This window comes from Sulfitobacter sp. SK012, assembly GCF_003352085.1.
Lineage (GTDB): Bacteria > Pseudomonadota > Alphaproteobacteria > Rhodobacterales > Rhodobacteraceae > Sulfitobacter.
On record NZ_CP025804.1, the window covers coordinates 3668411 to 3691917 of the forward strand.

The 23507-nt window shown below is 56.9% G+C and carries 21 protein-coding genes; 13 read left to right on the forward strand and 8 right to left on the reverse strand.

The window, feature by feature from the left end; translation table 11 throughout:
* Positions 1 to 50: 50 nt before the first annotated feature.
* Together rpmB and meaB are read right to left on the reverse strand one after the other, a co-directional pair.
* Entirely contained in the window at positions 51 to 353 is a 303-nt protein-coding gene (gene rpmB / locus C1J03_RS17900; RefSeq protein ID WP_114889069.1) for a 50S ribosomal protein L28, read from the reverse strand.
* A gap of 141 nt (positions 354 to 494) precedes the next feature.
* Entirely contained in the window at positions 495 to 1469 is a 975-nt protein-coding gene (meaB, locus tag C1J03_RS17905) for a methylmalonyl Co-A mutase-associated GTPase MeaB (protein ID WP_114887825.1), read from the reverse strand.
* An 88-nt stretch (positions 1470 to 1557) separates the two neighbouring features.
* Between meaB and hrpB the strand changes: the two genes are divergently transcribed.
* Positions 1558 to 3981: an ATP-dependent helicase HrpB gene (hrpB, locus tag C1J03_RS17910; protein ID WP_114889070.1), complete on the forward strand. Its 2424-nt coding sequence runs from the start codon at positions 1558 to 1560 to the stop codon at positions 3979 to 3981.
* A gap of 136 nt (positions 3982 to 4117) precedes the next feature.
* Positions 4118 to 4576: an NUDIX hydrolase gene (locus C1J03_RS17915; protein WP_114887826.1), complete on the forward strand. Its 459-nt coding sequence runs from the start codon at positions 4118 to 4120 to the stop codon at positions 4574 to 4576.
* 17 nt (positions 4577 to 4593) lie between these two features.
* Here C1J03_RS17915 and argF read toward each other — a convergent pair whose 3' ends face one another.
* Both argF and C1J03_RS17925 read right to left on the reverse strand, forming a co-directional pair.
* Positions 4594 to 5499: an ornithine carbamoyltransferase gene (gene argF / locus C1J03_RS17920; protein ID WP_114887827.1), complete on the reverse strand. Its 906-nt coding sequence runs from the start codon at positions 5497 to 5499 to the stop codon at positions 4594 to 4596.
* Positions 5500 to 5576: 77 nt separating this feature from the next.
* Positions 5577 to 6749: an aspartate aminotransferase family protein gene (locus C1J03_RS17925; protein WP_114887828.1), complete on the reverse strand. Its 1173-nt coding sequence runs from the start codon at positions 6747 to 6749 to the stop codon at positions 5577 to 5579.
* 256 nt (positions 6750 to 7005) lie between these two features.
* Between C1J03_RS17925 and C1J03_RS17930 the strand changes: the two genes are divergently transcribed.
* The 7 genes from C1J03_RS17930 (at position 7006) to mdoH (ending at position 16151) form a co-directional block, all read left to right on the forward strand.
* The gene (locus C1J03_RS17930) at positions 7006 to 7914 is read left to right on the forward strand and encodes a DMT family transporter (RefSeq protein WP_114887829.1); all 909 of its coding nucleotides are present in this window, start codon (positions 7006 to 7008) and stop codon (positions 7912 to 7914) included.
* Positions 7915 to 8016: 102 nt separating this feature from the next.
* Entirely contained in the window at positions 8017 to 8586 is a 570-nt protein-coding gene (locus C1J03_RS17935) for a GcrA family cell cycle regulator (RefSeq protein ID WP_114889071.1), read from the forward strand.
* Between the two features lie 103 nt (positions 8587 to 8689).
* Entirely contained in the window at positions 8690 to 9910 is a 1221-nt protein-coding gene (locus C1J03_RS17940; RefSeq protein WP_114887830.1) for a CaiB/BaiF CoA transferase family protein, read from the forward strand.
* Positions 9911 to 10102: 192 nt separating this feature from the next.
* Complete coding sequence (locus tag C1J03_RS17945) at positions 10103 to 11452, forward strand: tetratricopeptide repeat protein (protein ID WP_174234508.1); 1350 nt, start codon at positions 10103 to 10105, stop codon at positions 11450 to 11452.
* A 45-nt stretch (positions 11453 to 11497) separates the two neighbouring features.
* A complete protein-coding gene (locus tag C1J03_RS17950) occupies positions 11498 to 12736 on the forward strand; it encodes an OpgC family protein (RefSeq protein ID WP_114887831.1) in 1239 nt (412 codons plus the stop codon).
* Positions 12736 to 14259 (forward strand): glucan biosynthesis protein, encoded by a 1524-nt coding sequence (locus C1J03_RS17955; protein WP_114887832.1) that lies wholly within the window; start codon positions 12736 to 12738, stop codon positions 14257 to 14259. Before C1J03_RS17950 ends, C1J03_RS17955 begins: the two co-directional genes overlap by 1 nt.
* On the forward strand, positions 14256 to 16151 hold the full coding sequence (gene mdoH, locus C1J03_RS17960; RefSeq protein WP_114887833.1) for a glucans biosynthesis glucosyltransferase MdoH: 1896 nt from the start codon (positions 14256 to 14258) through the stop codon (positions 16149 to 16151). The genes C1J03_RS17955 and mdoH overlap by 4 nt, the downstream gene beginning before the upstream one ends.
* 54 nt (positions 16152 to 16205) lie before the next feature.
* On the opposite strand, the gene C1J03_RS17965 is transcribed toward mdoH, so the two are convergent.
* The 4 genes from C1J03_RS17965 to C1J03_RS17980 are packed head-to-tail and all read right to left on the reverse strand — an operon-like array spanning position 16206 to position 20901.
* Positions 16206 to 17702, reverse strand: a complete 1497-nt coding sequence (locus tag C1J03_RS17965; protein ID WP_114887834.1) for a phosphomannomutase/phosphoglucomutase — start codon at positions 17700 to 17702, stop codon at positions 16206 to 16208.
* Positions 17703 to 17730: 28 nt separating this feature from the next.
* Positions 17731 to 18564 carry a 3-deoxy-8-phosphooctulonate synthase gene (gene kdsA / locus C1J03_RS17970; protein WP_114887835.1) on the reverse strand — a complete coding sequence of 278 codons (834 nt, stop codon included), beginning with the start codon at positions 18562 to 18564 and terminating at the stop codon, positions 17731 to 17733.
* Entirely contained in the window at positions 18561 to 20264 is a 1704-nt protein-coding gene (locus C1J03_RS17975) for a capsule biosynthesis protein (protein ID WP_114887836.1), read from the reverse strand. The genes kdsA and C1J03_RS17975 overlap by 4 nt, the downstream gene beginning before the upstream one ends.
* Positions 20242 to 20901 (reverse strand): ABC transporter ATP-binding protein, encoded by a 660-nt coding sequence (locus C1J03_RS17980; protein WP_114887837.1) that lies wholly within the window; start codon positions 20899 to 20901, stop codon positions 20242 to 20244. Before C1J03_RS17980 ends, C1J03_RS17975 begins: the two co-directional genes overlap by 23 nt.
* A gap of 453 nt (positions 20902 to 21354) precedes the next feature.
* Between C1J03_RS17980 and C1J03_RS25405 the strand changes: the two genes are divergently transcribed.
* The 4 genes from C1J03_RS25405 to C1J03_RS18000 all read left to right on the forward strand — a co-directional run bounded on the left by C1J03_RS25405 (position 21355) and on the right by C1J03_RS18000 (position 23486).
* Entirely contained in the window at positions 21355 to 21549 is a 195-nt protein-coding gene (locus C1J03_RS25405; RefSeq protein ID WP_162798585.1) for a hypothetical protein, read from the forward strand.
* Positions 21546 to 22334: an SseB family protein gene (locus C1J03_RS17990; protein ID WP_114887839.1), complete on the forward strand. Its 789-nt coding sequence runs from the start codon at positions 21546 to 21548 to the stop codon at positions 22332 to 22334. The genes C1J03_RS25405 and C1J03_RS17990 overlap by 4 nt, the downstream gene beginning before the upstream one ends.
* Before the next feature lie 139 nt (positions 22335 to 22473).
* Positions 22474 to 22998 (forward strand): YHS domain-containing (seleno)protein, encoded by a 525-nt coding sequence (locus tag C1J03_RS17995; RefSeq protein WP_114887840.1) that lies wholly within the window; start codon positions 22474 to 22476, stop codon positions 22996 to 22998.
* 2 nt (positions 22999 to 23000) lie between these two features.
* Positions 23001 to 23486 (forward strand): rhodanese-like domain-containing protein, encoded by a 486-nt coding sequence (locus C1J03_RS18000; RefSeq protein WP_114887841.1) that lies wholly within the window; start codon positions 23001 to 23003, stop codon positions 23484 to 23486.
* Positions 23487 to 23507: the final 21 nt, after the last annotated feature.

The window sequence follows — 23507 nt, forward strand, 5'->3', positions numbered from 1 at the left end:
GCCCCGGCCAATGCGGACCGGGGCTGCAGTATTAATTCTGCAAAATCGTCTTAGGACGTCAGAGCGTTTGCTTCTGAGCCAGACTTTGCGATAGCTTTTTTGATCTTCATCGCGTTGGCAGACAGTTCAATGTCTTTCGCCTTGGCCAGATACTGATCCAGCCCACCGCGGTGGTCGACGCTGCGCAGGGCAGCGGCAGAGATTTTCAACTTGAAGCTACGGCCCAACGATTCGGACTGAAGCGTCACGTCGTTAAGGTTCGGCAAAAACCGACGACGGGTGCGGTTGTTGGCGTGGCTTACATTGTTGCCCGACATCGGGCCTTTTCCGGTCAATTCGCAACGGCGCGACATGGGATCATCCTTTTGGCTGTCTGTGGTCCCGGCGATCCGGTGCCACAGCATTGCGGGTCGCGCGAAGGGCAACCCTGAAATTGGTTCGCTGGCTTTAGGAGGAATCGCGCATGGGGTCAACCCGGATGCGCAAGATGCACCCTACTTTATCCCCAACCTTTGCACAAAGTCGCGGGCAGCCGCACTTGGTTCAGCGTCACCACGGGCGACCGCCTTGCCGAGCTGGGCAAGGGCCGCGCGCGCATGGGGCGTCTCCAGCTGTGCCAAAAGCGCGTTTTTTACTGCATCCTCAAACCAGTAACGCGCCTGATCTGCGCGGGTTTGCTTCCAAAAGCCATTCTCGCGCCGCCACTGCGTCAGTTCACACAGTGCATCCCATGTCTCAGCCAAGCCGTTTTCCTCAAGCGCAGAGACAGTTGTCGCGCAAGGATACCCCTCGGGGTCCTGGGGACGCTTGCGCATCAACCGCAAAGCCCCGGCATAATCCGCACGGGTCCGCATCGCTGCGGGTTTCAAATCACCATCAGCCTTGTTGACCACAATGAGATCGGCCATTTCCATGATCCCGCGTTTCACGCCTTGCAACTCGTCGCCGCCTCCTGGGGCCAAGAGCAACAAAAACACATCCGACATTTGCGCCACGACGGTCTCTGACTGACCCACGCCCACCGTTTCAATCAACACCACGTCGAATCCCGCAGCCTCGCACAACGCCACCGCTTCTCGTGATCGCCGCGCGACCCCGCCGAGATGGGTTTGGCTTGGAGAGGGGCGAATAAACGCATTCCCATCACGGGCCAGCCGGTCCATGCGCGTCTTATCCCCCAAGATCGACCCACCGGAGCGGGCTGAGCTGGGATCAACCGCAAGCACGGCCACCCGCAGCCCCTGCCCTGTTAGCATCATGCCAAAGCTCTCGATGAAAGTGGATTTGCCCACCCCGGGCGTACCAGACAGGCCGATACGCAGCGCCTCGCGTCCCTGAGGGATTGCAGCCAAGAGTTCGGCGGCCAAAACCCGGTGGTCTTCACGCGAGCTTTCAACAAGCGTGATCCCTCGCGCCAGCGCGCGGCGTTCCCCTTTGGCAATGCCGCGGGCCAAGTCGGTGATATCCATGTGGGCCTCCGTCGTTATCTCGTTTTCAAGTGAGGACGCCCAAATGTCCAGCCTTGCCCCGCGCGGCGTCAGCGCGGATAACATCGATATGGCTTTGACCCTTCCCATTGACGCGGTGATGCCGCAGGTGATCAGCGCCTTGCGCGATCACGCCCGTGTCGTCCTTCAGGCCCCGCCCGGTGCGGGCAAAACAACGCGCGTACCACTAGCGATGCTGGCAGCTAACCTGACCACTGGGCGTATCTTGATGCTGGAGCCGCGCCGTCTTGCGGCACGGGCAGCGGCCGAACGCATGGCCGCTACCTTAAACGAGGACGTTGGGCACACCGTGGGGTTTCGGGTGCGCGGTGCCTCCGCCGTTTCAAAATCCACGCGGATTGAGGTCGTGACCGAAGGCATTTTGACCCGCATGATCCAAGAAGCGCCAGATTTGCCCGGCGTGGGCGCTGTGATCTTTGATGAATTCCACGAACGTTCGCTGAATGCTGATCTGGGCCTCGCACTTTGCCTTGAGATCGCGGAGGCCTTGTGCGACGATCTGATGCTCGTTGTGATGTCTGCGACGCTTGATGCGACGCCTGTCGCTGCATTGATGGATGCGCCGGTCGTCACGTCCCAAGGGCGCAGCTTTGACGTCACGCCACAGTGGCTCGATCGACCGCTTGGCAAGACACAGCGCTTTGAGGCTGCAGTTGCTGATCTGGTGCTGCGCGCTTTGTCAGAAGGGCCCGGTTCCGCGTTGGTGTTTCTGCCCGGCGAAGGCGAGATACGGCGCGTCGAAAACCTGCTTAAGGGCCAGTTGCCTGATGATTGTACTCTTGCACCGCTGTTTGGCGCGATGGACTTCAAAGCACAGCGCGCAGCGATTGCCCCAGCCACAACTGGCCGTAAAGTCGTGCTGGCGACATCCATCGCAGAAACATCACTGACCATTGAAGGCATCCGCATCGTGGTCGACGCAGGCCGCGCACGGCGGGCACGCTTCGATCCGTCCTCAGGCATGTCGCGACTGATTACCGAGCGCGTCACCCGCGCCGAGGCAACCCAACGTGCGGGACGCGCCGGTCGCGTTGAACCAGGCACAGCCTACAAGCTTTGGACCCGCGGCGAAGATGGCGCGTTGGCAGCGTACCCCCCGGCGGAAATCGAGGCCGGCGATCTAAGTGCATTTGCACTGGAATTGGCCTTGTGGGGTGCGCAGGCCAGCGATCTGGCTTTTGTGACCCCGCCACATCCGGGACGTCTGGCTGAGGCGCAGGCAGTCCTTCAGATGTTGGGCGCGCTCGACGTAGATCTGCGCATCACTGCGCACGGCCGCATCCTTGCCCGGCTGCCGTTGCATCCGCGCCTTGCACATATGCTCACCAAGGGCGGTGGCGATGCGGCGCTGCTGGCCTCTCTGCTCTCAGAGCGTGATCCCTTGCGGGGTGCTGGCGTGGATCTGTCGCTGCGACTGCGCGCCATCAAAGGCGACCGTTCTGTTTCAGATGCGCACATGCCTGCCCTTGCTCGCATCCGCCAAGAAGCCAAACGCCTGGCGCGACATACCCAACCAAACGGGCCAAACGATCTGGGCACGCTGGCCGCTTTGGCCTACCCCGACCGCATCGGGTTGCGCCGTAAAGGCGACGCCCCGCGCTATGTTCTGTCTGGCGGCAAGGGCGCTGTGATGCCCGACGGTGATGCGCTGGCTGGCATGCGACTGATTGTGGCCACCGATCTAGACGGCGACCCCCGCGAAGCTCGCATCCGGCAGGCTGCCGTCTTGAGCGATGCAGCCCTGCGCAGTAGTTTTGGGGCGCAAATCAGTTGGCATGATGTCTGTGTCTGGTCACGACGCGATAACCGCGTTGAGACGCGCCAGCACGAACGCTTTGGAGCCTTGGTCCTGGATGATCGTAGCTGGTCTGATGCGCCGCCTGATCACATTGCGCGTGCAATGCTGGACGGCGTGCGCCAACTTGGGCTGGCCCCCGACAAACCTGCGGCGCGGTTTCTGGCTCGTGCACGGTTGCTCAACGGACGCGAAGATTTCCCCAATTTCAGCGAAGACAGCCTCATGAAATCGCTAGAGGATTGGCTCCTCCCGCATTTAACCGGGGTGCGCAACGCAGCTGACTGGAAGCGCTTTGATATGCTCCCTGCCCTGCGCGCACGGCTGGATTGGGACCAGCAACAGATGCTTGATACCGCTGCTCCTTCGCATTTCGAAACACCGTTGGGTCGACGCATTGCGATTGATTATGACGGGGACGCGCCCCAAATTGCCGTGAGACTGCAAGAGATGTTTGGCACCAACCGGCACCCGACAGTCGCTGGAAAACCGCTGCAGGTGACCTTGTTGTCGCCCGCCCAACGGCCCGTGCAGGTGACGATGGACGTGCCCGGTTTTTGGGCTGCATCTTATGCAGATGTGCGCAAAGACATGCGCGGCCGTTATCCGCGACATCCCTGGCCCGAAGACCCGACACAGGCGGATCCAACCTTGCGTGCCAAGCCGCGCGGCACATAAAATTCACAGTAAGTATCAGCACTCAAAGCGAAAAATCACTCATGCCTTGAGCGTGATTTGTAATTTCTTAAGGTTTGAGTTATATTAAATCGCTCAACGATAATAAAAAAACAATTGAGACAGACGGATAAAAACTATGATGCACATTTTTAGGGCGGCTTGGTCAGAAATGATCCGGCCCATTTGGCACCGGCCAAAACGCGCGCAAGTCGCTGCAGTTTGCTACCGCCAAACCACTGACGGAAAAGAAGTTTTACTGATCACAAGCCGTGACACCGGGCGTTGGATCGTCCCCAAAGGCTGGCCCATCGACGGGCTGGATGGTGCTGGCGCTGCACGTGTTGAAGCGTGGGAAGAAGCCGGCGTAAAGCATGCTGATATGGTCTCCGAACCCATCGGATTTTACGACTATGACAAGGGCATGAGGGGCGGCGAAACCGTTCCGGTCGAAGCATCCGTTTATCTGGCGGAAGTCACTGATTTGTCGGCGGACTATCCCGAAGCAGGGCAGCGTACGCGCAAGTGGTTCGCACCAACCGAGGCTGCTGATCTTGTAGCCGAGCCTGAGCTGAAAGCGATTTTGCGCGCACTTTGATTGTTGTTCGGGCTGCTTTAGGTTCCCAAGCACCAGCGCATGATGGCCTTTTGCGCATGTAAACGGTTTTCAGCCTCGTCAAAGATCACTGAACTTGGCCCGTCCATCACCGAACTTGTCGCCTCATCATCGCGGTGCGCGGGCAAGCAGTGCATAAACAGCGCTTCAGGTTTGGCGTGGCCCATGAGGGCATCGTTAACCTGATACCCGCGCAACTGATTGTGGCGACGTTCCCGCGCGGATTGCGGATCGTGCATCGATACCCACGTGTCAGTCACAACCAAATCAGCTCCTGCAACTGCCTTCTGCGGATCACGCTCAATCGAGTAAAGGCCGTTCAGAGCAGTCTCAGGATCAAGCGGCGGCGGACCGGTAAAGACAAGCTCAAAGTCGAATTGCTTGGCCGCGTGGGCAAAGCTTGCGAAGACGTTATTACCATCACCTGTCCAAACCACTTTGCGGCCTTTGATGGGGCCAGCGTGTTCTTCAAACGTCATGATATCAGCCATAATCTGGCAAGGGTGCGTGCGGTTGGTCAGCCCATTGATCACCGGAACAGTGGCGTATTCGGCCATATCCAGCAGGGTTTGCTCTTCGAATGTGCGGATCATGATCAAATCCACATAGCGCGACAATACTCGTGCGGTGTCTGCGATGGTCTCACCATGGCCAAGCTGCATATCAGCACCTGAAAGCACCAACGTTTGCCCCCCCATTTGACGCACGCCGACATCAAAAGAAACGCGTGTCCGTGTGGATGGCTTTTCAAAGATAAGCGCGACCATATGGTCCTTGAGAGGCTGGTCATCATCAAGCGCCCCACGTGGACGGCCCGCCCGCGCGGCCTTCATGGAGGCCGCGCTGTCGATGATCCCGCGCAAATCCGCGGCTGAAGTTTGGTGAATATCGAGAAAATTTGTCATCGTATGTCTCTTGTTAGAGAGCACGAGAGGGCTGCCTGCCCCCTCGAAGCCCCGAGGATATTTTTTAACCGAAAGTGTCAGGCAGAAAGGCTAGAAGCGGCGGCATCAAGCCGGTCAACGGCGGTTGCAATTTCATCGTCAGAAATCGTGAGAGGCGGCAGCAGTCGGATCACATTATCAGCGGCCGGCACGGTAATGACTTCTTGAGCGTAACACGCGTTGACGATGTCAATATTGCTGGCCTTACATTTCACGCCCAGCATCAGGCCTGAGCCGCGCACGGTTTCAAATACATCTGGATGCGACGCGACAAGCCCTTCTAGCTTTTGACGCAAAAGGCCGGCTTTGCGGTTCACCTCGGCCAGAAATTCTGGATCAGCGACAATGTCCATAACCGCGCAACCCACGGCGCAACCAAGAGGGTTGCCACCATAAGTGGAGCCGTGCGTTCCAGCTGTCATGCCCGATGCTGCGTCTTCAGTTGCAAGCACGGCACCCAGAGGAAATCCGCCACCAATGCCCTTGGCAACCATCATAATATCCGGTGTGATCCCGGCCCATTCATGCGCAAAGAGTTTGCCTGTACGGCCCACACCACATTGCACTTCATCAAGGATCATCAGCACGCCATGCTCGTCACACAGATCGCGTAGGCCTTTGAGGCAGCTATCAGGCAGCGGGCGAATGCCTCCCTCACCTTGAACCGGCTCCAACATAATCGCTGCCGTCTTATCATTGATCGCGGCTGCGAGTGCGTCGTGATCATCAAATTCGAGATGCACAAAACCAGGCAGCAAAGGACCAAAGCCCTTGGTCATCTTTTCAGATCCCGCAGCCGCGATCCCCGCAGAGGAACGGCCATGGAACGACCCTGAGAAAGTTATGATATCAGTACGATCGGGTTGGCCCTTGTCGTAAAAATATTTACGCGCCATTTTTACGGCCAGTTCGCAAGCTTCTGTGCCCGAATTGGTGAAAAAGACTGTATCGGCAAAGGTATGCTCCACAAGCCGGTCCGCCAAAGCCTGCTGCTGCGGGATGTGGTAGAGGTTTGAGGTGTGCCAAAGCGCTGACGCTTGCTCCGTGAGAGCCGCCACCAACGCAGGATGGGCATGGCCCAATGCATTAACTGCGATACCTGCCCCAAGATCCAGAAAACGTCGGCCATCCGCCTCGATCAGCCAGGTGCCTTCGCCTTTGACAAAGCTCATGGGGGCACGGGAATAGGTCGGCAGAACGGAATCGATCATCTGGATCATCCTTGTAAAGGGCCGCATCGAAGGCTCAGAAGGCCATGCGAAGCGCGGAGGGTCAAGTGGATAAGGGATGGGAATAAACAGGCGTGCAGTCAGACAAGCTGAGCCCGCAAAGGGCACAGCGTCAGCGTCGTCGGGAAAGGATATTGTACGCAGTGTTCATGGAGGTTTTGGTAGAACGTCCGGTCAGGATTAGCAAAGGGTAATTTCGCAACTAGCTCGCAGCATCCGGTCGCGGCATAGCAAACTGGTGTACCAAGCAAAGCCCCCCAACAATGCCTTAGCGGCCAGCCTGATCTTGATCGCCTCAGCCTTTGTGGCGCTGACCACGCTGATGGCCAAGGCCTTGGGATCGCAAGAGTACGGGGTGCCGCTGCATCCCTTACAAATCAGCCATGGCCGATTTTTATTCGCCTTTTTGGCGTTAAGCTCGGCAGCGGCAATCCTACGCCCCGCGTTGGAGCGCCCAAACTGGGGCCTGCATATCGCGCGCACGAGTTGCGGATGGGGTGGGATCACCCTGATGTTTGCAAGCGTGCAGTTTATTCCGCTGGCTGTCGCCACGGCGATTTCATTCCTAAACCCGGTCTTTGCGATGATGCTTGCGATCCCTCTTTTGGGCGAAAAGGTTGGGCGGGTCCGTTGGTCCGCAGCAGGTTTTGCCTTTGTCGGGGCGCTGATATTGTTGCGCCCAACCCCTGAAAGCTTTGAGCCCGCGGCCCTTTTGGCCTTGTCTGCTGCAATGATAATGGGGCTCGAGTTGATTTTCATCAAGAAACTGGCAGGCCGAGAGGCCCCGTTTCAGATCCTTTTGGTCAATAATCTTATCGGGTTTTGCATCGCCAGTATTGCAGTAATTCCTGTTTGGCAGGCACCAAGCGCCGCACAATGGGGGCTGCTGGCCGCGTTGGGCGGCTGCATGGCGGTCGCTCAGACCTGTTTTGTAAACGCAATGGCGCGGGCGGATGCCAGCTTTGTTGCTCCGTTCAGCTATGCTACGTTGATCTTTGCGGCCTTATACGATGTTGCGTTCTACGGTGTCGTTCCCGATGCAGTGTCTGTATTGGGTGCCGCGGTGATTGTGGCCGGGGCGGTGTTGCTGGCGGTCCGCGAAGCGCGACTAAAGACCGTCGTACCGCAATCTCATACTGACCAATGACGCTTCACACCTTGCGCCTGACAGGTGAGCGATTATTATAGAGAGCTAAGAATGACAAAGCGGTCCGCTTACCGGGCCGCTTTTTAAATGGGGAATGGCGAAATGTCCTGGACCGATGACCGCGTGGAAACGCTGAAGAAGATGTGGGGCGAAGGCCAATCCGCAAGCCAGATCGCCAAGGAATTGGGCGGGGTCACACGCAATGCGGTGATCGGCAAAGTGCACCGTTTGGGCCTGTCCAACCGTGCGACGGCAGGTGCAGCAGCCAAGCCCGACGCAAAGGCAAAACCTGCACCAAAGGTAGAGCCGAAGGTCAAGGAGGCACCCGTACGGGTGAAGCCTGAGCTTAAGACCGAGCCTGCGATTGACCCAAATGCGGTCATCCCTTCACGCAAGCAGATTATCCCAGCGGGGCAACCGCTGCCACCGCAGCCATCTGCAAATGAAATCAGTCCCGAAGCGTTGGCTAAGGTCAACGAAATCGAGAAGAAGGCCAAAAAGATCAGCCTGATGGAACTGACGGAACGGACGTGCAAATGGCCTGTAGGTGATCCCGCGACCGAGGACTTCTGGTTCTGCGGCCTGCCTGTGCAACAAGGCAAGCCTTATTGCGAGGCCCATGTCGGTGTGGCGTTCCAACCAATGTCCGCACGGCGCGATCGTCGCCGCTAAGGGCACCTGCCCTACATAATCCGCACTGCTGCGCGGTGCGTTTTACTCCTCAAACAGGCGGGCGGTTTTACCGTCTAAGCCTGTGGTATTGAACGAGGTGCCTATGTCGGACGCATCTAAACCAACCCCTGGGGCGCTTGACGGGCTTTTTGTGCTCGACCTCAGTCGGATTCTGGCGGGCCCCACCTGTACGCAGATGTTGGGTGATTTGGGTGCGACCGTGATCAAGGTTGAGAATCCGAAATCGGGCGGTGACGATACGCGGGGTTGGGGACCGAACTTTGCTTTGGACGCCGACGGAAACCGCACCGACCTCAGCGCCTATTTTATGTCTTCGAACCGCAACAAGCAGTCCATCGCCGTGGATATTTCAACCGACGAAGGCCAACGCACGATACGCCAGCTCGCCGCTCGGGCCGATGTGATCGTTGAAAATTACAAGCCTGACGGTCTGGTCAAATACGGGCTGGATCACAAAACGCTTTTGGCCAAGCACCCGGCGCTGGTTTATTGCTCAATCTCCGGCTACGGACAAACCGGTCCAAATCGAGAGCAGCCCGGCTATGATTTGATGGCTCAGGGATTTGGCGGGATTATGTCGCTGACGGGCGATCCAGACGGAGTGCCGACAAAAGTGGGCGTGGGCATCGCGGATGTCATGTGCGGCATGTACGCGACCATCGGTGTGCTGGCCGCCTTGCGCCACCGTGACGCGACGGGCGAAGGCCAGCACATCGATCTGGCGCTGGTTGATGCCCAGATGGCGTGGCTGATCAATGAGGGTGTGAATTTCCTGACGTCAGGCGAGCTTCCCCAGCGGCGCGGCAATGCACATCCCAACATCGTCCCATACGATGCCTTTGAATGTTCTGACGGTCACCTGTTGTTGGCTGTCGGCAATGACCCGCAATTTGCTCGGTTCTGTGATGTTCTTGGGTTGGTCCATTTAGTGGTGGATCCGAAGTTCACCACAAACCTCGCCCGGATCGAAAACCGCGACGCGTTGATGGTGCATTTAGTCCCAGCCATTCAAACTTGGACCAAGAACGATCTACTTGCGGCTCTGCAATCTGTAAAAGTACCAGCTGGTCCCATCAACACTGTCGGCGAAGCGCTTTCATCTTCACAGGCAAAGGCCCGTGGCACGGTGTTTGAAATGCCTGTTGATGACGTTGCATCAGGACAGGTCAGCCTACTTGGCAATCCGCTCAAATTGTCCAAGACCCCCGTCACTTATCGCCGTCCCCCTCCGCGTTTTGGCCAAGATACCGACGAGATTCTTGAAACATGGGCCAAGGACACCGGCGCAGATACCACGGATTGACCAGCGGAAAACTGCTCCAGTCCCTTGAGTTTACGCAGATTGACGCCATTTTTGAGAACGACTGACACATCTGCTCACGAAACTTGTGGACGGCTTCACGTTGACGTGTGACAGCGATCAAGATCGTTCTTAAACGCCTCCAATGCCGCTATTTCTAATGATTGTAGACATTAGTTAAAGGTAGACCTTGTGATCAGAACCGATATTTGTACATGCCCTGTGACCCTATCTTCCGCCGATGCGCTTGAAGATTGGAACGCAATGATTGTTGCGTTTTTGGCCCATGGAACACAAACCCCAGTACACCTTGGCGCGCTTTTGACGGCCGAACCCGAATTTGCCATGGCCCATGCGGCACGGGGGATGTTTTCACTGATGATGGGCCGGGCTGAACTGGTTGAGACCGCGCGCCAAGCCCTTGCATCGGCACAAGATTTGCAGCGCCAAACGGAGATCACAGCCCGCGAGGCAGGCTGGATCGTGGCGCTTGCGCGATGGCTCGATGGATCCCCCACCGGGGCGATCGCAGCGCTTGAGGACGTGCTTGCTACCTTCACGGCTGACACGCTCACCGCCAAGGCAAGTCACGGTATCCGCTTTATCCTAGGCGACAGCACTGGAATGCGCGCGTCAATCGAGCGGGTGCTAAGCGCGCATGGCGACGATCATCCGTGCAGAGGTTACCTGTTAGGCTGCCACGCCTTCACGCTTGAAGAAACCGGGGAATATAAGGCCGCCGAACGTGTCGGGCATGCGGGTCTCGCCTTGGCCCATGACGATGCTTGGGGCCTGCACGCGGTGGCACATGTTCATGACATGACTGCGCGACCCGATCTTGGGATCGCTCTGATCGAAGACAACACCGCCGCTTGGTCCGGCTCGAACAATTTTCGCTATCATGTCTGGTGGCACAAAGCGCTGCTCCACCTTGATCGCTGCGAACTTGACGTGGCGCTCGGCCTTTATGATGCGCAAATCCGCTCTGACAAGACAGATGATTACCGCGATATCTCCAATGCAACGTCGCTGTTGATGCGGCTTGAACTCGAAGGGGTCAACGTCGGTCGCCGCTGGGCAGAATTGGCGGATCATTCCGAAAAGCGGGTCGAAGATGGCTGTCTGGTCTTTGCCGACCTGCATTATATGCTGGCGCTTACGGGGGCCGAACGGGGCTCTGCGCAAGATGCGATGATGGCACGCTTTGCTCGTGACGCAAAAAAGAGCGGCGATATGCCCGTACGGATCGCCAACCCCGGTGAAGCCGCACTTGCCGGTCTTAATGCCTTTGCTGAAGGGCGGTATGACGTCGCCTTTAGGCACCTCGCGACGGCACGCCCTGCCATGCAGAGCATTGGCGGTAGTCACGCCCAACGCGATGTGTTTGAACGCATGACAATTGATGCGGGGCTGCGTGCGGGTCGCTTTAACGAAGCCGAACAAATCCTGCATGACCGTTTGGCTGTGCGCGGAGGCAACGAAGACCGTTTTGCAGCCGTTCGTTTCGACAAGATTAACTATGCTCGGCGCATTCCGGCACAATAACGGCGCGCTGTTGGATTACCTGATAATGAGTGAAGATCAAAAAACATGACGCTGGCTGCAACTGACGCACTGCCCATAGCAACTGCCCCTGCAATATCCGCACCCCGCGTGCGCGATTTGCGGCTCGATTTCTTTCGCGGCATCGCCATGTTCATCATCTTGATGGCGCATACGCCGGGTAACTTTTTCACCTCATGGATCCCAGCGCGCTGGGGCTTTTCTGATGCGACGGAGATTTTCGTTTTCTGTTCCGGTATGGCGTCCGCGATCGCCTTTGGTGGGACGTTCGACCGCATGGGCTGGCGGCTTGGAACGGCGCGCGTGGCCTTTAGGGTTTGGCAGGTCTACTGGGCGCATCTAGGACTTTTCATCGCGGTGGCGGCCCTGCTGGCAGCATTCGATTACTACGGTGGTTTCGACAAAAACTACATTGGGTCGCTGAACCTTTGGAAGTTCTTTAACGATCCCGCTGTGCCTTTGATTGGCCTTGTTACGTTGAGCTATGTGCCGAACTATTTCGACATTCTGCCGATGTATATGGTCGTACTTGCGATGATGCCCATCATCATGGCGCTGTCGCGTGTTAACCTATGGGCAGTCGCGGCGTTTGTATTCGTCGTTTGGCTGGGTGCCCAAGAATGGCTTTGGGGGTCCGCGCGGTTATCGTTGCCGGCGGAGCCTTGGTCGGATCGACGGTGGTTCTTCAACCCGTTCGGCTGGCAATTGGTCTTCTTTACCGGCTTTGCTTTTATGCGCGGTTGGCTCCCCAAACCGCCAGTCCACAGCCTTTTGATTGCTCTGGCCGTGTTTATTTTGGTCGCGAACATCCCGCTTAGCAGTATTGGCGTTCGCGCAATCGCGCGGGATTGGTTTTACGTCACTGAAACTGGAAACTGGGTCATAGATACCCGGATCGCAATCAAGCCGCTGATCAACAAAAGTGACTTTGGTCTCTTTCGGTATCTGCATTTTCTTAGCCTCGCTTACCTTGCTTGGGTTCTCGCCGGAGACAAAGGTGCAAGGCTGATTGCTAGCGGCCAAGGCGCTTTGGCGAGGGCCTGGCAGGGGGTCGTCGCCGTCATTCTAAAGGTCGGACAGCAGTCGCTTGCGGTTTTTGTAGTCTCAATGTTCACTGCGCGGGTCATGGGCTTTGTTATGGACCAGATCGGGCGCGACACATTCAACGTTTGGGTGGTGAATATTGGCGGAGCCCTTATCTTGGTCGCAACGGCCTACGGTGCCGGGTGGTTCAAATCACAACCTTGGCGAAAGAAAGTAAACTGATGCAACGTCGCGATGTCCTCAAATCACTCGCTGCACTGGCAGCGGTACCGCAGGTCGCTTGGGCGGATCAACCTGGCCTCCGCGTCGGTAATGCGGTGCAATTTGACCACGCTGATGTTGTTGAAAAAGCGCGCGTGCTGGCTGCCAAGGATTACGCGCCACGCCCGATGGTTCCGGACGCTTGGCAAAAACTGACTTATGATCAATACCGTCAAATCTGGTTTGATGGTCGGAATGCTCTTTGGCAGAACTCTGAGGTCCCGCAGCGGGTCGATGTATTCCCGCCGGGCCTTTATTTTCCCCAGGCTGTGGGCATCAATGTGGTCGAGGGTGGCATGGCCAGCCCTGTTCTTTTTGATCTTGAGGTCTTTGACCGCACCGATGAATTCCCCGAACTGCCGCTTGATGAGACATTGGGTTACTCAGGGCTGCGCCTGCGCGCGGAGCTGGAAAAGCCCGGCATCTTTCAGGAATACGCCGTATTCCAAGGGGCCAGCTATTTTCGAGGCATTGGCACAGGTGAAATATACGGCCTGTCCGCGCGCGGCCTCGCGGTCAAAACGGGCGACCCAATGGGTGAAGAGTTTCCCGACTTCACCGAATTCTGGCTGGAAACACCAGCAGCTGGCTCAAATACAACCGTGTTGCACGCGCTTTTAGACAGCCCCAGTGTAGCGGGAGCCTACCGTTTTGAGATCACCCACGGGGTGGTCCTTGAGATGCAGATTGAAGCGCATCTCTTTGCGCGCACCGAGTTGGTGAACGTTGGCATCGCGCCGCTGACATCTATGTTCTTGTTTGATGATACCATGCGGCAGCGGTTCTCGGATTTCCGCCCCGCTGTTCATGACAGTGACGGATTGCTCATTCACAACGGCGGCGGTGAAATCATCTGGAGGCCACTGTCGAACCCGACACGGCTTCAGATCAGCGCGTTCGGTGATAATAACCCGCGCGGATTTGGACTGATGCAACGCAAGCGAGAGTTTGGCGACTACAACGATCTTGAGGCGCTGTATCACGACCGCCCAGCTGTCTGGATCACCCCAAACGAAGATTGGGGCCAAGGATCCGTGACGCTGGTTGAAATCCCTGCTGACCTTGAAATTTACGACAATATCGTCGCATATTGGCGCCCTTCCAAAGCCATCCCAGCTGGGTCCGAGCATAAGATGAGCTACGGTTTGCGCTGGGGAGCAGAGCCTGCGCCCAGAGAGCACGGCCTGTTGCGCGTGCAGAATACTGCGATGGGTGGACGACCTGAGGGCGGTCAGATTGTTGTGATCGATTTCGAAACCGGCGACGCCCTGCCAGAAGATCTGAGCACCATCGAGATTTTGGTGCGCAGCAATGATGTGGAAACCACGCCGGGAATATTGCAACGCAACCCCGAAACAAATGGGCCTCGGTTGGCGTTTACCTTTCAACCCGATGAGGCCGACGTTGCAGAGTTTCGTGCGCAGCTTCGGATTGATGGACGCCCACTGAGTGAGGTGTGGCTCTACCGGTGGACAAAACCATGACGCCATTGTTGCCAGAAAACATGCCGCCGCGTGCGCCTCTGGATGTCGAGGTGCAGGATTTTTCCCGCGCGCCGACGCCAACGGAGTTACCGCGCAAGGCATCCGCTGAAGCCGAGATCGGCTGGCGCTGGCGTGCGGCTACTTTTGTACCAGCGCTGATTGGCACGGCACTGTTGGTTTATGGGCTCTATGGGTGGCTCGCAGATGCTGGAATGACGTCCCTTGAATGGGCGCTCTTGACGATGATTGGCGCGACGTTTGTTTGGGTCACATTATCCGTCAGCACCGTGGGCGTCGCCATCGCTGGCCTGCTCGCCCGCGCAGAAGCTGACACACGTGGCCCCGAAGGCGTGCAGGGCCTTGATGTGGCGCTGTTGGTGCCCGCCTATAACGAAGTGGCCGTTAATGTCTTTGGCAATGCCGCGGCAATGCTTCAAGATCTCGCCCAACGCAACGGGCCGCACAACTATACATTATTTGTCCTGTCCGACACGCGAGACGAAGCGATTGCCGCGCAAGAATGGCGTGCGTTCCAAACATTGCAGGCCGAGGCCCCCAGGGGATTTGCGGTGCACTACCGTCGTCGCGCCATGAACACTGACAAAAAAGTTGGAAACCTGCTGAACTGGATCGAAGGATGGGGTGCCGCATACGAAGGTATGGTGGTGTTGGACGCAGACAGCCTGATGTCGGGCCGCGCAATCGATCGGTTGGCCTCTGAGTTGTCGCATGATCCGCAGGCCGGTTTGATCCAGACCTTTCCGATGTTGATCGGGGCGCGCACTGTTTTCGCGCGGTTGCAGCAGTTCTCCAACATCGCTTATGGCTGGCTTTTGGCCGAGGGTTTGGCGCTATGGGCAAGCCATGAGGGCAACTATTGGGGCCACAACGCGATCATCCGAACGCGCGCCTTTGCAGACAGTGCGGGCCTTCCGCATTTGCGCGGTTTGCGAGGCCAGGATCAACTAATTCTAAGCCATGATTTTGTTGAGGCGGGGCTTTTGCGCCGTGCAGGATGGGGCGTTCGGTTCCTGCCGCGTGTCACCGGCAGCTTTGAAGAAACCCCTGCTACCTTGGTCGATTATGTGATCCGCGATCGGCGCTGGTGTCGCGGCAATCTGCAACACCTGCGTCTGCTCCGCACGGCAGGGTTCCATCCTGTCTCGCGCTTTCATCTGTTCCACGGTGCGGTGGCTTATCTTTTGTCGCCAGCATGGTTTGTGTTGCTGGTGATCTGGTCATTGCTTGGCAAGGATTCTGAGACCAACGTGATCCGCTATTTCAATGAAACGAACCCGCTCTTTCCTGATTGGCCCCCCGCGATGAGCCATATCGATTCAGCCGTCTTTCTTGTCATCATGTACGCGATGCTGCTGACGCCCAAGATCGCAGGCGCCGGGATCATTGCAGCGACACCCAAGGCGGCGCGCGTGTTTGGCGGGGTGCCCGCGTTTCTTGGCGCTTTTGTTACCGAGGTTCTGCTGTCCATCGCCTATGCGCCGATCCTTATGATCCAGCAAACCAAAGCCGTGCTGCGTGCAACCTTTGGCCAAGCTGAAGCGTGGGCACCTCAATCACGCGAAGCACGCAGTCATTCTTGGCGCGAGCTTTTGGCGTTTCATTGGTTTGAAACGGTGTTTGGTTTGATATTGCTCAGCGGGTTGATGGCGGGACTCATCTCGTTGTGGTTGGTGCCGATTGTCGCGAGCCTCGTTTTATCAGTGCCCTTGTCGGCACTCTCCGGTGTTGAGATCGCAAGGGTCATGCCCGGCACGCTGCGCCTCAACAGCCCCCATACCTTGCGTGAGCCCGCAATCGTCGGCCGCGCACGCTTAGAGCGTGCGCACCTGCGTGAAGTCTTGGAAAAAGCAGACACCATCGCTGCGGAATAGCAAAAAGGGCGCGAGGTTGTGATGCCTCCCGCCCCCTAATCGCGTCAATTCACCCTAGATTGTCTGGTCGTATTCGCCCACACCCGGTTCTGTTTTAATCACAGCGTCAATATCGGCAAAGATTGCGTGCATCTCGGCTTCGCTTTCGGGGCTTTCGCAAACCACGACCAGATTGGGTGTGTTGGACGAAGCGCGAACCAGCCCCCAACCGCCGTTATCCAAGATCACACGGGCACCGTTTACGGTCACGATCTCTTTGATCGTCCTGCCCGCGATCTTTTCACCTGCTCGGTGCATGGCTACAAGTTTATCGACCAACCGCGCGAGGATATCGTATTTTTCAAGGTCAGACGCGTAGGGCGACATTGTCGGCGTGGCCCATGTCTGTGGCAAAGCGCGTCGCAAATCGGACATCGACATCTCTGGATTGCGGTCCATCAGCTTACAAATTTCAACCGCGACACGCATGCCGCAATCGTAACCTCGCCCAATTGGCTCCGCCAAGAAATAGTGGCCAGATTTCTCAAACCCCGCAAGGGCCCCAAGCTCTTTGACGCGCCGCTTCATGTGGCTATGCCCAGTTTTCCAGTAATCAGCTGTGATGCCGTACTTTTGCAGCTCCGGGTCTGACGCAAAAAGGCCCGTTGATTTTACATCTGCCACGAAAGTCGAATTAGGGTAAATTTTGGCCAAATCACGCGCCATGATGACGCCGACTTTATCTGCAAAAATCTCTTCGCCTTCATCATCCACAACGCCGCAGCGGTCGCCATCACCATCAAAGCCGAGAGCAAAATCAGCACCTGAAGCTTTGACCGATGCAGACATGTCATGCAGCATTTCCATCGCTTCTGGGTTCGGATTATAATGCGGGAAGGTGTAATCAAGCTGGTTGTGGCTCTCAACGACCTCAACGCCCAGACGCCGGAACAGCTCTGGCGCGAAAGCAGACGCGGTTCCGTTGCCGGTGGCGCAAACCACCTTGAGCTTGCGCGTCATTTTGAAGTCGCCCACCAGATCGTCAAGATATGCTTCTTGGACACCGGGAATGAATTCGTATTTTCCGCCATCACGCGGTTCGCCCTGCCCGTTCAATACGATCTCGCGCAGCTCGTTCATCTCGTCCGGGCCGTGGGTCAGCGGGCGTTCAAACCCCATCTTAACGCCTGTCCAACCATTGGGGTTGTGACTTGCCGTGACCATCGCAACAGCAGGCGCATCCAGATGAAACTGCGAAAAATATGCCATCGGGGACAGTGCCGGGCCGATGTCTTTGACATGGATACCCGCCTCTATCAGGCCCAGCATCAGCGCATTTTTGATCGACAGCGAATAGTCGCGGTAGTCGTTGCCAACCGCGATCACCGGTTCAATTCCGCGGCGTTGCATCTGGGTGCCAAGACCTAGGCCCAGCGCCGTGATGCCTGGCAAGTTGATGTCATCGGGATATTTCCAACGGGCATCATATTCTCGGAAACCTGTTGGCGTGATCATTGGATCGCGGAGGAATTCCCAAGTGTTTTGGGTCACGGTGGAGGCCGGTTTTGTCACGTCTACAAACCTTCTATTTGGAGAGTACTCAGAAGCTGAGCGGGAATTCTTTGGCCAATGCGTCAAACTTCATCAGCGTTTTGATGAGGTTCGGCATTTGGTCCAGATAAATCATGTTGGGCCCATCAGACGGAGCGCTATCGGGATCTTCATGCGTTTCCATAAAGATCGCAGCAACCCCAATGGCCGCTGCGGCACGTGCCATCACCGGTGCGAATTCACGCTGCCCACCCGACGAACCGCCCTTGCCACCAGGCTGAGCAACCGAATGGGTCGCATCCATAACAACCGGATAGCCCGTTTGCGCCATCTGCGGCAGGCTGCGCATGTCAGCAACCAGCGTGTTGTAGCCAAAGGATGTGCCGCGTTCGGTCAGCAGGATATTCTTGTTCCCGGTGCTCTCGATTTTGTCGACGATGTTTGGCATTTCCCACGGGGCAAGGAACTGACCCTTTTTGACGTTCACTGCCTTACCGGTGTTGCCTGCCGCTAGCAGGATATCGGTCTGTCGACATAAAAACGCTGGAATTTGCAGCACATCGACAACTTCGCCTGCGATGCTGCACTGCTCTTGGGTATGGACATCCGTCAAGACAGGTACGCCATTTGCGCGGCCCACAGATTGCAGAACTTTGAGGCCTTCGTCGATGCCAAGCCCCCGCTTGCCACCAAGCGATGTGCGGTTGGCCTTGTCGTAACTCGCCTTGAAAATGAACTGTGCGCCCACGGCTTCGCATGCTTCTTTCATCACGCCTGCAATCATCTGGGCATGCGTTTCCGTTTCAAGCTGGCAAGGCCCAGCGATCACGGTCAAGGGGCGGTCATTGCCGACGATCAGGTCGCCGATATTTACATGGGTCACGATGTTACCTGTTCTCTTAGGATGGATGTCGTCAGCGACAACATCAAATAGATGCCTGCAAACACTAGGAATGCCAAGATCGTGTTCTCGAACTTGCGCGGATAAGACGGCTCTTCGCTTGCCACGGGGCGCACCGCAATTGTGAGGTAGCGAACTTGGCGATTGGCTTCCGTGCGCGCGGCTTCAAGCCCGGTCAACGACAGTTGCAGATTGGCATCCGCAGATGCCAGATCGGCTTGGGCCAGTTGCAAGTTCACGGCTTGTTGGGCCAGTGAGTTCTCGCCTTCTGTGGCGTTGATCATCCGCGCGTTAAGTTTAACCAACTGAGCCCGGATCCTGCGGACGTCGGCTTGCGCGCCTTCGACTTTGGCTTGGTTCGGGCGGGAATTGTCCAGCAATGCCGCCAGCTCAAGTTCCTTTTCGATCACAATCGTCTCGTAGTTGGTGATCTGGGTGCGAAGTGCAGCAATCACAGCTTCGGGATCGACGCCGTTCTCGATCTGCAATTTGATCAGGCTTTCTTGTGCACTGCGGCGCGTACCAACGGCCTTGTCATAAGTAATGCGGGCATCGCGCATCCCGTCTTCACGCTTGGTCTGGCTCAACGCGTTTACGCGTTCTTCAGCATAAACCAGCAGCCGTTCTGAAAACTGTGTCGCAACTTGAGGATCCGCTGCGATGACCTCCATGCGAATAACCCCTTCGGTAGGGTCATAGCCAATTTTCACATTCTTTTTGTACAGCTTATAGGCTTCCTCATTTGTCGGATTTGGATTGAGGCGCTGAATGGGATCGACGTTTTCTTTCGTAAAGTGGTCCTTGAAACCAGCATCCTCATCAAGCCGCAACATGGCGTCTTTTGAAGTCAAATAACTTTGCGTGGCAATACTATCCTGGCTGGTTGCGTATTGCGCGGGCAACAGCCCACCCAACCCCCCCGGCGACCCGCTGCCTTCGTTCTGAATGATCAAAAACTGGCTATCGGTCGCATAAAGTGGTGTTGCAATATTGTAGAAATAGTAGCCTGCAAAGAAGGTTGGGATCATGACAAAAAACGCCAACCGAACCAACAATAGACCCATCTTTTTGCGACGACGGTTCGAAATATCGGCCTGAATATCCGAAATTTCGCGCATCCGGCGCTCCATCGGGCTTAGCTCAACCGACGGCAGCGGTTCGCGGTCTGTGGGGACGGTTTGTGGCAGTTGGACACGCCCCGCGCCGGCACCACCCGTTTGACCCGGCAGTGTAGCAAACGTATCGCCCGCCCCGCCTTCATGCTGCTCTCCCCCCGCCTGCGGGACGACAAGTTCCAGCATGTTTGAACGCTGAAACGGATCGATGCCTTTTGCGCGCAAAAGGCGTACAGCATCAAAATCTGAAGTCGCAGGCAGCCCATGCTTTTGCGCCACGCGGCGCGCCATGCGCAATTGCCGCCCGGTCAGGCCCTCGCGGCGGATTGCATCCATGTCCTGCTCACCGCTCACTTGGGTTGCTGAAGACACCTGACCGCGGCGCGGCGGTTCTTCTTGGCGCATCGCCTGCGGATTGGGAGTTTCAGCCGCTGGGGCTGCGGCACGACGTGTCACGCCAGCGGCGGGATCTGCCGGACGTGATCGCAATTCCCCGGTCTGTGCCGAAGGATCGACAGAGGGCGCGCGCTTGATGCGGAATTTTCTAGCTTTGGGTTTCGTAGTCATAGAGCTGTTTCGCTTCTTCCAAACTATCGAACATGGTCAGCTGTCCATTCATCAAGACAGCAGCCGAACGGGCGAATTTTTCAAGCGTCTGCGCCTGGTGCGAGACGATAATGATGGTGGTCGTGCGCAGACGTTCCTGAAGGATTTCCCCTGCTTTTCGGTTAAATTCCACATCTGTGGTCGATGGCATGCCCTCGTCGATGAGGTACATATCAAAATCGAGCGCCAACATCAGCGCAAATGAGAACCGCGCGCGCATGCCCGCTGAATACGTTCCCAGCGGTTGATCGAAATATTCGCCTAAGTTGCAAAGCCACCGGCAGAAGCTTTCGACATAGTCGGGATCCAACCCATAGAGCCGCGCAATGTAGCGGGCGTTTTCCATTGCAGAGACTTTACCCACCACGCCCCCCATAAACCCAAGGGGAAATGAAATTTTGCATAGGCGTCGGATTTCGCCCTCGTCGGGCTTTTCCAAACCGGCCATCATATTGATTAGCGTTGTTTTTCCCGTCCCGTTGGGAGCCAGAATGCCGAGAGAATTACCCAGCTCCACGCGGAACGACACGCGATCAAGGATCACCTTGTGCTGTGTGCCCGTCCAGAAGGACTTTGAGACATTTTGAAACTCTAGCATATCGCCTGACTGCTCCGGCTTGGCTTGCGAAGTCGAACACGCCCCTCCTTAGCAGAGGTGTACTAATGATCTATTCACCGAACTTGTCCGCATTATGTCTGATTTGGATACAAATGTACAACGCTGGCTCAAACCAAATAGGGGAATTCAGGCCTCCGGAACGCAAAACGCCCCCAAAGGCCCGTTCCCTTTGCATTCAAGGTGAAAAATATGTGTGAATCCGGGTGCTTATACACACGAAAATGGGGTCTAGCCAAACACCACCTTGCGCTGCATCAACGCCCGTTTTGCGGCGAAATCCAGGTTCGGCACGGTTACAACCCGGGCTTAGAGGTCCGCCAGCAAACCCGTCGGGTCTATCGCAACGATGGATTTGCGCGGTTCCTGATTGCTGTTCACGGTTCTCGAATTCGAAGTGCGTCAGTAAAATCTGTCGTTTTGGGAGGCTTGCGGTTGGCTGTCATGATCGGCGGGCATGCGATGAAATCAGATCTGCCCGGTTCTCGCACCACAACAAAGGCATTGGCGGAATGGCGTGTTTGCCTTGTCACATCCGTCGTCGCGCAATACGAGGTGGCTAAAGAGAACCCTTGGTTCGAGGCGCAGCTCCTGCCGCGCCGGAGCCCCTGTGCCAGAGGTAATGGATGACGCAGACCCCGCTTGATACCGCCCACGCTGCAATGATGGCCGCCCCGGATGACGACACTGTGCGTTTGCGGTTCTACGAACGCATGGCGGATATTGAGTTGTTCGTGCTGCTGGAATCTGAACCCGAAGGCGACCAAGTCACACCAAAACTGTTGGAGATGGAGACGGGCAATTACCTGCTCGCGTTTGACCGCGCGGCCCGGTTGGCAAGCTATGTGGGGGCTGAAGCACCTTATGTTGCGTTATCAGGCCGTGCCGTAACGCAAATGCTCGAGGGTCAATCGCTTGGACTTGCACTTAATATGAATGTCGCACCCTCGGCGATTTTGCTGCCATCCGACGCGCTCGACTGGTTACGCCAAACACTGAGCCATGAGGCAGGTGAGGTTCAGGCACGCATTGAAACCGTTTTGCCGCCCAAGGGCTTACCTGAAACGCTGATCACCGCGATCGACGCCAAACTGGCGACCGCGACGGGTATGGCTGCCAACGCATGGCTGGTCGGTGTCGAATATGAGGGGGGCGGACGCGGGCATCTGCTGGCCTTTATCGGGGCGATCCCACGTGCGCAGGATGCCCTAGTGCGTGCCGCGTCCGAAGCCCTGACATTTTCGGGGATTGAAGCGGGCGCAATGGACGTTGGCTTTTTTGCTCCGGGCGACCCTGTGGTCGATAAATTGATGCGGGTGGGGCTGCGTTTTGACCTACCGCAGATGGAGCCTTTGCAACAAACACCTCGGATGGCTCCGGGCAGCGACCCGTCAAAACCTCCGATCTTGAAATAATCGAAGCGCAATTCTGACGCCCAATCACGCCGCGGTCACAAGCGCTTGAGACACGCCGTCTTGGGGATGCACGGCGCGCCAAGCTCGCTTACCAATACCTGTATCGGGGCCATGCCGCCCCAAAATAGGAGAAGTTTAGATGAAACGATTCGCCCTTACTCTTGCCGCCGCGGCCACAGCAATCAGTATGGCTGGTGCCGCTTTTGCTGGTGGCCAATACATTGACGAGACCGGCTTTGCCGCGTCGGGCTTTGACGTTGTCGCCTATTTCAGCCTGCCGCAAAATCAGGTTGGCGAAAGTCAGACGGCCCCTGTTCCCGGTAACGCGGCAATCACTGCCGACTATAACGGAGCCACGTTTGCTTTCTCGTCTGAAGCAAACCGCGACGCGTTTGTCGCCGAACCTGCGAAATATGCGCCTCAATATGATGGGCACTGCGCCTATGGCGTCGCAAAGGGCGGTAAAGTACCCGGCAACCCAACGCTTTGGCGCATTTTGGACGGTAAGCTTTATCTCAACATTACCCCGGTCGTCGTAGGTTTTTGGGAAGAAGACATTCCTGGCAACCTCGTGCTGTCTGAGAACAACTGGGTCAGCATTGAGCCCAAAGACGCTTCGACAAGCACAGTTCCGCAATGGTCCAGCACTGCGCCATTGAACTAACTATGACAGCCGGAACGCCCCAACCGGCTGGCAAAGAACCCCGTCTGCGTAAATCGCGGCGGGGTTTTCTTGGTCTTGCGGTATTGCTTGGTGGGGGTGTTGCAGCGGCACGGTGGTTCAATCTCGGGGCCGAAATCTCCAACAATAGCCTCAGCGTTTCGGATGCACATGACAAGGCATTGTCGGGGCAGATCGCGCTGATTGATATACGCCGCCCTGATGAATGGGCCCGGACGGGTATTGGTGCAAGCGCATTGCCCCTTGATATGCGCGACCCGGAATTTAGCGACGTTCTTTTGGCGCATGTCGACAATGACCTCGGGGCATCGATCGCGCTGATCTGTGCACGTGGCGTGCGGTCGCGCGGGTTGGCCAAGCGGCTGACATCAACAGGGTTCACCCATATCATTGACGTACCCGAGGGGATGCTTGGCTCCGGTGCCGGGCCGGGTTGGATCAAAGCAGGGCTGCCTGTTACACATCCGTGATGCAATTGCCCCACCGCGCGC

Excerpts from the sequence above, each read along its gene's own strand:
- C1J03_RS17950 (WP_114887831.1), top strand. The coding sequence starts at position 11,498 with ATGACGCTGGCTGCAACTGACGCACTGCCCATAGCAACTGCCCCTGCA.
- C1J03_RS17980 (WP_114887837.1), bottom strand. The coding sequence starts at position 20,901 with ATGCTAGAGTTTCAAAATGTCTCAAAGTCCTTCTGGACGGGCACACAG.
- C1J03_RS17995 (WP_114887840.1), top strand. The coding sequence starts at position 22,474 with ATGAAACGATTCGCCCTTACTCTTGCCGCCGCGGCCACAGCAATCAGT.
- mdoH (WP_114887833.1), top strand. The coding sequence starts at position 14,256 with ATGACGCCATTGTTGCCAGAAAACATGCCGCCGCGTGCGCCTCTGGAT.
- C1J03_RS18000 (WP_114887841.1), top strand. The coding sequence starts at position 23,001 with ATGACAGCCGGAACGCCCCAACCGGCTGGCAAAGAACCCCGTCTGCGT.
- C1J03_RS17990 (WP_114887839.1), top strand. The coding sequence starts at position 21,546 with ATGACGCAGACCCCGCTTGATACCGCCCACGCTGCAATGATGGCCGCC.
- C1J03_RS17955 (WP_114887832.1), top strand. The coding sequence starts at position 12,736 with ATGCAACGTCGCGATGTCCTCAAATCACTCGCTGCACTGGCAGCGGTA.
- hrpB (WP_114889070.1), top strand. The coding sequence starts at position 1,558 with ATGGCTTTGACCCTTCCCATTGACGCGGTGATGCCGCAGGTGATCAGC.
- C1J03_RS17915 (WP_114887826.1), top strand. The coding sequence starts at position 4,118 with ATGATGCACATTTTTAGGGCGGCTTGGTCAGAAATGATCCGGCCCATT.
- meaB (WP_114887825.1), bottom strand. The coding sequence starts at position 1,469 with ATGGATATCACCGACTTGGCCCGCGGCATTGCCAAAGGGGAACGCCGC.
- C1J03_RS17935 (WP_114889071.1), top strand. The coding sequence starts at position 8,017 with ATGTCCTGGACCGATGACCGCGTGGAAACGCTGAAGAAGATGTGGGGC.
- C1J03_RS17975 (WP_114887836.1), bottom strand. The coding sequence starts at position 20,264 with ATGACTACGAAACCCAAAGCTAGAAAATTCCGCATCAAGCGCGCGCCC.
- C1J03_RS17940 (WP_114887830.1), top strand. The coding sequence starts at position 8,690 with ATGTCGGACGCATCTAAACCAACCCCTGGGGCGCTTGACGGGCTTTTT.
- C1J03_RS17925 (WP_114887828.1), bottom strand. The coding sequence starts at position 6,749 with ATGATCGATTCCGTTCTGCCGACCTATTCCCGTGCCCCCATGAGCTTT.
- rpmB (WP_114889069.1), bottom strand. The coding sequence starts at position 353 with ATGTCGCGCCGTTGCGAATTGACCGGAAAAGGCCCGATGTCGGGCAAC.
- argF (WP_114887827.1), bottom strand. The coding sequence starts at position 5,499 with ATGACAAATTTTCTCGATATTCACCAAACTTCAGCCGCGGATTTGCGC.